This window comes from Intrasporangium sp., assembly GCF_039812505.1.
Lineage (GTDB): Bacteria > Actinomycetota > Actinomycetes > Actinomycetales > Dermatophilaceae > Intrasporangium_A.
The window spans coordinates 1-9845 of sequence record NZ_JBDIAQ010000132.1 but is presented as its reverse complement, the minus strand read 5'-3'; the positions used below and the strand labels follow the sequence as shown (position 1 = coordinate 9845).

The 9845-nt window shown below is 70.2% G+C and carries 12 protein-coding genes and 1 tRNA gene; 5 read left to right on the top strand and 8 right to left on the bottom strand.

Annotated elements, in window-relative coordinates; genetic code table 11:
• Positions 1 to 197: 197 nt before the first annotated feature.
• On the bottom strand, positions 198 to 581 hold the full coding sequence (locus WMI84_RS14440; protein ID WP_347354340.1) for a phage holin family protein: 384 nt from the start codon (positions 579 to 581) through the stop codon (positions 198 to 200).
• 342 nt (positions 582 to 923) lie between these two features.
• Here WMI84_RS14440 and WMI84_RS14435 point away from each other — a divergent pair, with 342 nt between their 5' ends.
• The 4 genes from WMI84_RS14435 to fabF all read left to right on the top strand — a co-directional run bounded on the left by WMI84_RS14435 (position 924) and on the right by fabF (position 4668).
• Positions 924 to 1865, top strand: coding sequence for an ACP S-malonyltransferase (locus WMI84_RS14435; protein ID WP_347354338.1), 942 nt, complete (start codon positions 924 to 926; stop codon positions 1863 to 1865).
• A 12-nt stretch (positions 1866 to 1877) separates the two neighbouring features.
• Positions 1878 to 2984, top strand: coding sequence for a beta-ketoacyl-ACP synthase III (locus WMI84_RS14430; RefSeq protein WP_347354336.1), 1107 nt, complete (start codon positions 1878 to 1880; stop codon positions 2982 to 2984).
• Positions 2985 to 3077: 93 nt separating this feature from the next.
• Entirely contained in the window at positions 3078 to 3326 is a 249-nt protein-coding gene (locus WMI84_RS14425; RefSeq protein ID WP_347354334.1) for an acyl carrier protein, read from the top strand.
• Positions 3327 to 3420: 94 nt separating this feature from the next.
• Positions 3421 to 4668, top strand: coding sequence for a beta-ketoacyl-ACP synthase II (gene fabF / locus WMI84_RS14420; RefSeq protein ID WP_347354333.1), 1248 nt, complete (start codon positions 3421 to 3423; stop codon positions 4666 to 4668).
• Positions 4669 to 4782: 114 nt separating this feature from the next.
• On the opposite strand, the gene WMI84_RS14415 is transcribed toward fabF, so the two are convergent.
• Complete coding sequence (locus WMI84_RS14415; RefSeq protein WP_347354332.1) at positions 4783 to 5298, bottom strand: DUF3145 domain-containing protein; 516 nt, start codon at positions 5296 to 5298, stop codon at positions 4783 to 4785.
• Between the two features lie 252 nt (positions 5299 to 5550).
• Positions 5551 to 5901 carry a bifunctional 3-phenylpropionate/cinnamic acid dioxygenase ferredoxin subunit gene (locus WMI84_RS14410; RefSeq protein ID WP_347354330.1) on the bottom strand — a complete coding sequence of 117 codons (351 nt, stop codon included), beginning with the start codon at positions 5899 to 5901 and terminating at the stop codon, positions 5551 to 5553.
• A gap of 109 nt (positions 5902 to 6010) precedes the next feature.
• Between WMI84_RS14410 and WMI84_RS14405 the strand changes: the two genes are divergently transcribed.
• Positions 6011 to 6084, top strand: a tRNA-Ile gene (locus WMI84_RS14405).
• 168 nt (positions 6085 to 6252) lie between these two features.
• On the opposite strand, the gene WMI84_RS14400 is transcribed toward WMI84_RS14405, so the two are convergent.
• The 5 genes from WMI84_RS14400 to WMI84_RS14380 form a co-directional block, all read right to left on the bottom strand.
• On the bottom strand, positions 6253 to 6717 hold the full coding sequence (locus WMI84_RS14400) for a hypothetical protein (protein ID WP_347354328.1): 465 nt from the start codon (positions 6715 to 6717) through the stop codon (positions 6253 to 6255).
• 267 nt (positions 6718 to 6984) lie between these two features.
• A complete protein-coding gene (locus WMI84_RS14395; protein ID WP_347354326.1) occupies positions 6985 to 7428 on the bottom strand; it encodes a hypothetical protein in 444 nt (147 codons plus the stop codon).
• A 639-nt stretch (positions 7429 to 8067) separates the two neighbouring features.
• Positions 8068 to 8526 (bottom strand): hypothetical protein, encoded by a 459-nt coding sequence (locus tag WMI84_RS14390; protein ID WP_347354324.1) that lies wholly within the window; start codon positions 8524 to 8526, stop codon positions 8068 to 8070.
• A complete protein-coding gene (locus WMI84_RS14385; RefSeq protein WP_347354322.1) occupies positions 8526 to 8660 on the bottom strand; it encodes a hypothetical protein in 135 nt (44 codons plus the stop codon). The genes WMI84_RS14390 and WMI84_RS14385 overlap by 1 nt, the downstream gene beginning before the upstream one ends.
• A 531-nt stretch (positions 8661 to 9191) precedes the next feature.
• A partial coding sequence (locus tag WMI84_RS14380; RefSeq protein WP_347354320.1) for a hypothetical protein occupies positions 9192 to 9845 on the bottom strand: 654 nt, incomplete at its 5' end.

Sequence of the window (9845 nt, the reverse complement as noted above, 5' to 3'; positions counted from 1 at the left end):
GTTCTGGCCGGTGATCCACGAATCCTGCATACGCGAGGCCCCGGCCTCAAGACCCCGGGCAACCCGCGACCCTCATAAGGTCTGACTCCCCGATCGAGAGTGCACTTCCCCCGATCGAGAGTGCACCTCTCGTGATCGAGAGTGCAGGACGCTGTTCGCTCTACAGGTCTGCTGCACGGGTGATGAGCGCTCGAGGGTCACTCGGCGTTCGACAGGCGCTTCTTCAGGACGACCAGGGGGAGCAACCACCCGCCGAGGGAGCTGACGAGCCAGACGATCAGGGCACCGATCACCCAGCTCGAGACCCCTGAGATGCGCAGCCCGTCGGCGAAGAAGGATGCCACGGCCAGCGCGACCACCGTCGAGACGAGCCCGAAGCCGCCGACGAGCGCCGGCGCGTACTTCTTCGTCATCTTCAGGACGAAGGGGGACAGGATGCTCTGGGCCAAGGCGAACACGACCGCCGACACCACCAGACCGGTGGCTGTCACGTGGAACCCGTCGACCACCCACGCGGCGACGAGCAGACCCACGGCCGCGGAGACGACGAAGATGGCGGCCCGGATGAGCAGCCGGATCATGTAAACCTCCTTGGCCACCAGCACGGCACCGGCCCTTGGCAGGGCTGGTCCGGGTAGGTGGCGTCGACGGGGTTGGAGCGAGCGGGAACGGAGTGTCTCCGGCGATCCCCGACCCACTGCACACCCAAGGTCGGCAACCCGGCGACGGCTGACGCACCGAGTATCGCACCCGGGGCCGCTCGGCACCGCAGATGCCGCCCTCGTGGCGGGTCGTCGCCTGCACCGCCCGGCCCCTGACCGGGCGCTGCACTCCTCCCGCTCGGGCGAGCTCCGGCCGACAGGCGATGGCCCGGCCCCGAGCCGGGGTCGCCAGATCCACCCGCTTTCGGGGATGCTAGGGGGGTGCTAGCGATCGTCTGCCCTGGACAGGGTTCCCAGACCCCCGGCTTCCTCACCCCCTGGCTCGAGCTGCCCGGTGCCCGCGACCACCTCGCCCGACTCGGCGCGGCCGCCCGGCTCGACCTCGTCGAGCACGGCACGGTCTCCGACGCCGACACGATCAAGGACACCGCTGTGGCCCAGCCGCTCATCGTGGCGGCCGGGCTGGTCTCGCTCGGCGCCCTCCTCGAGGCCGACGACAAGCCGGGGGTCGGTGTCTGGGCGGGCCACTCGGTCGGCGAGATCACCGCCGCCGTCTCCGCGGGAGTGCTGGCCGAGGAGCAGGCGATGGAGTTCGTCCGGGAGCGGGGTCAGGGCATGGCGGCCGCGAGCGCGGTCACCCCGACCGGCATGTCGGCTGTCCTCGGCGGCGACCAGGACGAGGTGCTGGCCACCATCGCAGACCACGGCCTCACGCCGGCCAACGTCAACGGCGGCGGGCAGATCGTCGCGGCCGGCACCCTCGAGCAGCTGGCGGCGTTCGCGGCCCAGCCGCCCGCCAGGACGAGGGTCATCCCCCTGAAGGTGGCCGGCGCCTTCCACACCTCGCACATGGCTCCCGCGGTCGAGTCCCTGACGCGGGTCGCCGCGACGATCACCCCCGCCGACCCGACGGCGACGCTGTTGTCCAACGCCGACGGGCAGGCGGTCACCAGCGGCGCCGAGGTCGTCCGGCGGCTCGTCGGCCAGGTGAGCAACCCGGTCCGCTGGGACCTGTGCATGACCACGATGCTCGACCTCGGCGTGACGGGGCTGGTCGAGGTCTCCCCCGCCGGTACCCTCGTCGGGCTCGCCAAACGCGCGATGAAGGGGGTCCCGGCCGTGGCGCTGAAGACCCCCGACGACCTCGACGCGGCACGCGACCTCGTCCGCGAGCACACTGAAACCTCCCACTCCACCAACTGAGAAGGCCATCTCGTGAGCACGACTGCAACAGCACCCACCCCCAAGGGCACCGGCACCATCCTGGCCCCGACCCCCGCCCGGCACTCGCGCATCATGGGCGTCGGCGCCTACCGTCCCGCCCGGGTCGTGCCCAACTCCGAGATCGTCGCGCAGATCAACTCGAGCGACGAGTGGATCCGCGAACGGTCCGGGATCGTCAGCCGGCACTGGGCGGCTCCCGACGAGAGCGTCATCGACATGGCCGAGGCGGCCGCCCGCCAGGCCATGGAGCACGCGGGGATCACCCCGGAACAGCTCGGCTTCGTGCTCATGGCGACCGTGACACACCCCTACCAGACACCGGCCGCCGCGCCCGAGCTGGCCGCGCGGCTCGGCTCGAACGCCCCCGCGATGGACATCTCGGCCGCCTGCGCCGGGTACTGCTACGGCGTCGGCATCGGCAGCGACCTGGTCAAGAGCGGCACGGCCGACCACGTGCTGGTCATCGGCGTGGAGAAGCTTTCCGACTTCACCGACCCGTACGACCGCGGGACGGCCTTCATCTTCGGCGACGGTGCGGGGGCCTGCGTCATCGGCCCGTCCGAGACCCCGGGCATCGGCCCCACGATCTGGGGATCCGAGGGCGAGCAGCGCGACACGATCAGCCAGACCCAGCCGTGGACCGGCATCCGCAAGAGCTTCCGCGGCCGCACCATGACCGAGGCGGCCGGCGGCCCGCCCAAGGACGAGGCCGGCGAGGAGGCGACCCCCACGGCCGCCCAGTGGCCCACGCTGGGCATGGCCGGCCAGGCCGTCTTCCGCTGGGCGGTCTGGGGCATGGCCCCGGTCGCACAGAAGGCCATCGACGCGGCCGGCATCACCGCCGCCGACCTCGACGCCTTCATCCCGCACCAGGCGAACATCCGGATCATCGACGCGATGATCAAGCAGCTCAAGCTGCCGGCCGACATCCCGGTCGCCCGCGACATCGTCACGACGGCCAACACCTCGGCCGCCTCGATCCCGATCGCCACCACGCGCATGCTGGCCGAGAAGGAGATCCCGAGCGGCGGCCTCGCGTTGCAGATCGGATTCGGGGCCGGACTCGTCTACGCTGCGCAGGTCATCGTCCTTCCCTGACGAGACGCGTTCTCCCGCTGGTCCCGCGGGTCATCGGGACCGAGGCAGGCACCGCATCCCCAGCACCATCACCCCAACAAAAGGAGCAGTCAGATGGCACAGTCCGAGCAGGAGATCCTCGGGGGTCTCGCCGAGATCGTCAACGAGGAGACCGGCCTCGACACCGACGAGGTCGAGCTCGACAAGTCCTTCACCGACGACCTCGACATCGACTCCCTCTCGATGATGACGATCGTCGTCAACGCCGAGGAGCGGTTCGGTGTGAAGATCCCCGACGACGAGGTAAAGAACCTCAAGACGGTCCGCGACGCGGTCACCTTCATCTCCAACGGCCTGGGCTGAGGACTTCCCGGCGTGACCGACCCGGCGGCCGGTCACGCCGGGCCCGGCCCCCGCCACCAGCAACCCTCACTTCTGCGACAGAGGAGCACCTCATATGACGTCCACTCGCGACCAGCGCGTCGTGGTCACTGGACTCGGCGCCACGACTCCCGTCGGGGGCACGGTCCCCGAGACCTGGGACGCCATCCTTGCCGGACGGTCCGGCGCCCGCACCATGGACTTCGACTGGGTGGCCAAGTACGAGCTGCCCGTCCACTTCGCGGCAACGATCCACACACCTCCCATCGAGGTGCTCAAGAAGGTCGAGACCCGGCGGCTCGACCCGTCGAGCCAGTACGCCCTCATCGCGGCCCGTGAGGCCTGGCAGGACGCCGGGGCCCCCGAGATCGATCCGGAGCGGCTCGGCACCGCGATCGGCTCCGGGATCGGCGGCGTCTGGACCCTGCTGGACCAGTGGGACGTGCTGAAGGAGAAGGGGCCGCGCCGGGTCTACCCGCTCGCGGTGCCGATGCTCATGCCGAACGGCCCGTCGGCCGCGGTCTCGCTCGAGCTGCACGCCCGCGCCGGTTCGCACACGGCGGTCAGCGCGTGCTCGTCCGGGGCCGAGAGCATGGGGCTAGGAATCGAGATGATCCTCTCGGGCCGGGCCGACGTCGTCGTGGCCGGCGGCACCGAGGCCGCCGTACACCCGATGCCGATCGCCGGCTTCGCCGCGATGCAGGCCCTGTCCACCCGCAACGACGCGCCCGAGAAGGCGTCCCGGCCGTACGACGTCGACCGCGACGGCTTCGTGCTCGGTGAGGGGGCCGCAGTGGTGGTCCTCGAGTCCGAGGAGCACGCCAAGGCACGTGGAGCCAGGATCTACGCCGAGCTCGCGGGCGTCGGCATGTCGGCCGACGCGCACCACATCACGGCCCCGGAGCCCGAGGGCGCGGGGGCGGCCCGCGCGATGACCTTCGCCGTGCAGAACGCCGGCGCCGGCCTGGCTGACGTGATCCACATCAACGCCCACGCGACCTCGACCCCGGTCGGCGACGTCGCCGAGTACAACGCGATCCGCCGCGCCTTCGGCGACCTGACCGACGGCATCGCCGTCACGGCGACCAAGTCGATGACCGGGCACCTGCTCGGTGCGGCGGGCTCGCTCGAGGCGGTCCTGACGATCCTCTCGCTGTACAACCGGGTCATCCCGGCGACAATCAACCTGGACCACCAGGACCCCGAGATCTCGCTCGACGTCGTCACCGAGAACCGCAAGCTGCCCGACGGGGACCTGCTCGCCCTGAACAACTCCTTCGGGTTCGGCGGCCACAACGTCGCCCTCGCCATCCGCGCCTACTGAGGCCAGGGGCACGCGGGCGCAAGCGGCATACGGAGGGAACGGTACAGGCCCGGGCGCACGAACCGCCCGGGCCTGTACCGTCGTCGGCCGGCCCGAGGGCCGGCCGGCACGACCTCAGCCGACCTTGTGCAGCCAGCGCACCGACGCGCCCTCGCCGGCGTACCGGAACGGCTCGAGCTCGGCGTCCCACGGCGAGCCGAGCAGCAGGTCGATCTCGTGCCGCAGGCCCTCCGGGTCGCCGGCGTTGCGCGCGATCGCCTCTCGGAGCCGGTCCTCGTTGACGACCACGTCACCCGAGACCGACATCCACGCGTGGTGGATGCCGAGGCTCGGCGTATAGGTCCACCGGGAGCCGTCCGAGACCGGCGAGGCCTCCTCGGTCACCTCGTAGCGCAGCCCGTGCCAGCCGCGCAGGGCGCTGGCCAGCCCGGCACCGGTGCCGACCGGGCCGGTCCACATCAGCTCGGTCCGGACCATGCGCGGCTGCACCGGCTGGGCCACCCAGTCGAGGGTCACCGCGCGTTCGAGCACGGCCTCGACGGCCCAGCCGATGTGCGGGCACAGCGCGGCCGGGGTGCCGTGTACGAACAGCACCCCGCGCGTAGTGGTGTGCGACGTCGCGGCAGACATCCGGACCTCCTCGAGTGCAAGGGACGTCTTCCCCAACGACCTTGCGCTCCCTGGCCGGCTCTGCCGTCTCGCCGTGTCCTGCCTGACCGGTCGTGCCCGGTCAGTCCTGCCATCTTCTCAGTGGTTCGTTCTCAGTGGTTCGCTCTCAGTGCCCTGTCCTCAGTGGGTATGCCGCTCAGCTGACCCGCGAGAGTCGCCGCCTATTGTGCCCCATCCGGAACAGTCACACCAGCAGACGCACCGCCGCGGCGTTCACTGGTCGGCGGTGTCGGCCGGCACCCCGGGGAAGATCCAGATATCGCCGTCGCGGACCTCGAGCCGGTGGGTGCTGACCGGCTCGGTCGCCGGCAGGCACATGGGACGGCCGTTGCGGAGGCAGAACCGTGAGGAGTGCAGCGGGCACTCGACCTCGCAGGCCTCGATCCAGCCCTCCGAGAGGGAGGCGTCCTCGTGGGAGCACGTGTCGTCCATGCAGTAGTAGGTGCCGTCGTCGTCACGGAAGAGCGAGATGGGTTCCTCGGTGCCGGTCAGCTCGAGGGGCAGCAGCAGCGCCTCCCCCGGCTCGACGTCGTCGATCGCGGCTACCCGGATGCCCTCGGTCATGGTGCTCCTCTGTCGTGGTGCGGACGCTTCGAGCGTATCGAGCGCCGCACGGCACGATCCCGGCGGATATACTCCCGGCGACCCTGTCCGGACGGGCAACGGGTCGTCCGGGGCAGTAGCTCAGCCGGTCAGAGCAGCGGACTCATAATCCGTCGGTCGTGGGTTCAAGCCCCACCTGCCCCACCCGCTGCCACGCCTCGAGTCCCTGCCCGACACATGAAAGCTACGCGGTGCGGACAGCCACCCACGCCACCGGCAACGGGTGCACCGCGGTGGGAAGGCTCGTTCGAGGACGCCGAGCAGGTCATCACCCCTCAATAACTCACACCCGCCCGATCCGTTCGTCCGGCCTCAGTCGAGCCACCAGGTCCTCAAGGCGGTCCCGAAGGGCGAGAAGTACATCGCCGCCGCGATGACGCCTACGACCACGAGAGCCCACACGAGCCGCCGGGCAGTCGGGGTCAGGTCCTCGGGTGGCCACCCCAGGATGCCGCCGCCCACGACGGCGCTGCCGACCGCGAGGACGGGCAGGACCGAAAGAGCCGCAACATCGGCAATCACCCACAGAGAGATCCAGAGGAAGCCGAGCAGTCCGCCGACCGCGTACTGATCGGCCGCGGGCCAGACCTCGGATGGGTCGTGCATACCGCCCGACAAGTAGACACCCGGTGGCAGGTCGTCGAAGTCGTTGACGTAGTACGGCAGCACGAATACGAACACCCAGGCCGCCGTGGCGGCGACAAGCGTGGCCAGCCACCAGCCGACGACACGGACGGTCAGGAAGGTGGGCAGTCGTGCGGTGGCCGTCTGTGTCATGGTCAGTCCAGCCACCAGGCGTTCAAGGCAAGGCCGAGCGGAGAGAAGGTCACCGCGAGCATGACGGCCCCGAGCCAGACCAACGCGAGGCGCTTGCTCAGGGAAGGATGCCTCGTGCTCGTCGCCGCCTGCGCCATGACGCCCCCCATCCTGAGCCGAGGCCCCGAACTCGCCTCCCGTCTCGCCCACGGTACGCTCGCCTCGCGCCCGATGCGGTCGGTTCGGCAGATGTCGGGAACCTGGCTCGGAACCCAACGGTCGTCCTGGTCAGTCGGCCCAGCGAGCCTGGCCGAAGGGCGAGAAGATCAGCACGGTCAGCAGGGCGGCCGCGATCGCGACAGCCCATAGCAACCGGCGCGCGGTGGGCCTTATGTCCGTGGGGAGGAACGCGAGGTTGAAGCCGGCCAGCAGGGTGCTCAACAGCGCGACGACGGGTGACACGAACAAGGCAATGATGAAGGCCACCGTCCACAGAGCGTTCCACAGGAAGCCGAACACCCCGGTGGAGTTCAGCGGGAAGGGCCAGAGTTCATCAGAGTCGTAGAACGGCCCCGAGTAGTCGGCCGGCAGCGGCTCGTCGAGGTCGTTGACGTAGTAGGGAACCACGAAGCACAGCACCCACACAGCCGTACTCACGGCCACGGCGGCGAGCCACCACGCGACGACCCGGACGGTCAGGGCGGTGGGCATCTCGGTCTGCGTCTCTGTCACGTTCCGGCCCATCCCCCCGATACAGGACCGCGCTCCGACGCGGCGGTTGCGTGCCGCCAACGATATGTGGCAAGTGGACCTCGCGTGACCGGATCGGCGGATGTTGCGGGAACACTCCCGGACCGACGAGTCTCCGCATCCGGAGCGCCCCCAGCGCCCTCCGTCGCCAGGTTCCGCCGGCAACCCGAGCGGATCGCTACCACTGGCGGACCGGGCCTCGGACCCGTCGGACACCGCATCAGCCATCGGGAGGTCGGGCCGAGGTCCCGGCGGCGCACCAGGACGGCACCGACCGAGGATGGCGCTGAGGCCCGAAGCCCACGGCAGGAGGATCAGGGTGAGCAGACCTCCCAGGCCGAAGATGAGTCCAACCACGACGCCGACGGGGCCGTCGATCGCACCCAGGGCCATCTCCGGCCAGAGGTTCTGTGGGCTGTGTCGCTACTGCGCTACTGGTATGCCTCTGCCGACAGGTGGTCCAAGTCGTTGCCGTAGTACGGAACCATGAACATGAGCACCCAGACCAGACCGCCGCCATGCCGGCCACGACGGCCAGCCACAGGGCCGCGAACCAGACGGGCAGAAAGGCGGGCTCCTCGTGGGTCCGGGTGTGTGTCCGGTCCAGCTGCGTCTGGTCCGTCAGTCCAGCGACCAGAACCACGCGTCGCTGCCGACCGGCGAGAGGTACGTCGCGAACGACACGACGGCCAGGACCACCACGACCCACATGAGCCGCCGGGCCGGCGGGCTGAGCTCCCAGGGCGGCCCCCAGGACGACGGCACCAGGGCGAAGCCACCGAAGGCCGCGCTGGCGAACGCGATGACGGGCAGGAACAGCGCGGCGAGGAGCACAGGCGTGATCAGGATCTGCAGCAGGACGCCGGACAGCCCACCGACCGTGTCCAGGGCCGCCTGGGGCCACACGCTCGACGGGTCCACGTACACCCCGCCCGGTAGGTCGTCGATGTCGTTGCCGTAGTACGGGACCAGCATGAGCAGCACCCAGGCGGACACGGACATCCCCAAGGTGGCCAGCCACCAGGCGACGCGCCGGACCGGCAGGGGCTTCGGTCCCTCGTGAATCTGTGTCGAGTCCATCAGTCCATCCCCCAGGTCATCAGGTAGCTGCCGACCGGCGAGAAGTACAACGCGGTCGTCGCGACTGCGAGGAGCACGACGAGCAACACCAGCAGCCGCGCGAGCGGGCCGAATTCCTTGGGGGGTCGTACCAAGGCGATGCCCCCGAGGACGGCACTGCCGATGGTGACGTAGGGCGGAAGGTCGAGGCGTAGAACCCGATCGTCACCGGGATCTCCAGCAGGACGCGGGGCAGCCCACTGACCCCATCCACCGCGGTCACGGGGCACAGGCCCGACATCTTGTAGCTGCTCACGTACACCTCGCCCCATGGTTCGTCGAGGTCGTTGCCGTGGTACGGAACCACCACGAGCACCAGGAAGGAGGCCACCGACGCCACAGGGTCGCCAGCCACCAGGTGACCAGTTTGACCGGAAGCGGTGGAGGCAGGTCCGGGTCTGGGCCCGAGCCGCGACGGCCCCTGCCCCCGTCCGTCTGTGTCCGGTTCGTCGCCGGCCCGTCCGTCGGTGCGCGGTCCACCAGTTCAGCCCCCCAACCGTCCAGCCCGCGTCCAGGACTGCGACCCCGTGCCCGTCCGCGCGCGTGTGACCCAACGGTACGTCGGATAGGCGCGCGAGGTGGCCGATTCGACTTTTCTCCGGAGCCGGTGCCCTTGACTTTCGCGGTTACGCGGCTTCGGCGGCTGCACAGGCGAGCTGGTAGTCGCGGATTATGTTGGGGTCGAGTGGTTCTGGGGTGGTGGCGGTAAATCGGGCGGCGATCAGGGTGCGGCGCAGCTTGGCGAGCATGTCCTCGAACGCGGGCTCGGTCTTGCTGGTGTACCAGGGCTCGGCCGCGAGGCGGCCGACCAGGTCGCCCGGGTGGTGCCCGGCCGTGGCGTACCAGTAGGTGACCAGGGTCTGGGTCAGGAACTGGAACGGGACGGTGCGTTCGACGGCGCGAGGGAGGCGGTTGCGGGCCTGCCCGATGCCGAGGACCTGTTTGCCGGTCGCGTTGGCCACCTCGATGGACCACCGGTCGGCGTAGCGGGCCACCAGCTGCTCGGGCATGGCGGTGCTGTCGGTGGTGAACAGGGCCAGGTCGTACCCGGTGGCCGTGGCTTCGTCGCGGACCAGCACGAGCCGGCCCGGGGTGTCGGCGAACGAGCCGTACCAGAGTGCCTCGATGACCGTGACCTGGACGGTGTCGGTACGCCCGTACCGCTGGACCGGCACGGCACGCCACGACGCGCCGGCGGCCAGCTCGGTCAACGACCCGAGCCTGGGCCCCTTCTTCGCGGGCCGCCCGCGCCGCCCCGTGCGCGGTGGGGTGGGCCCGTA

Coding starts and splice junctions, on each gene's coding strand:
- WMI84_RS14440 (WP_347354340.1), bottom strand. CDS start 581: ATGATCCGGCTGCTCATCCGGGCCGCCATCTTCGTCGTCTCCGCGGCC.
- WMI84_RS14400 (WP_347354328.1), bottom strand. CDS start 6,717: ATGACACAGACGGCCACCGCACGACTGCCCACCTTCCTGACCGTCCGT.
- WMI84_RS14415 (WP_347354332.1), bottom strand. CDS start 5,298: ATGTCTGCCGCGACGTCGCACACCACTACGCGCGGGGTGCTGTTCGTA.
- WMI84_RS14425 (WP_347354334.1), top strand. CDS start 3,078: ATGGCACAGTCCGAGCAGGAGATCCTCGGGGGTCTCGCCGAGATCGTC.
- WMI84_RS14410 (WP_347354330.1), bottom strand. CDS start 5,901: ATGACCGAGGGCATCCGGGTAGCCGCGATCGACGACGTCGAGCCGGGG.
- WMI84_RS14390 (WP_347354324.1), bottom strand. CDS start 8,526: ATGGACTCGACACAGATTCACGAGGGACCGAAGCCCCTGCCGGTCCGG.
- fabF (WP_347354333.1), top strand. CDS start 3,421: ATGACGTCCACTCGCGACCAGCGCGTCGTGGTCACTGGACTCGGCGCC.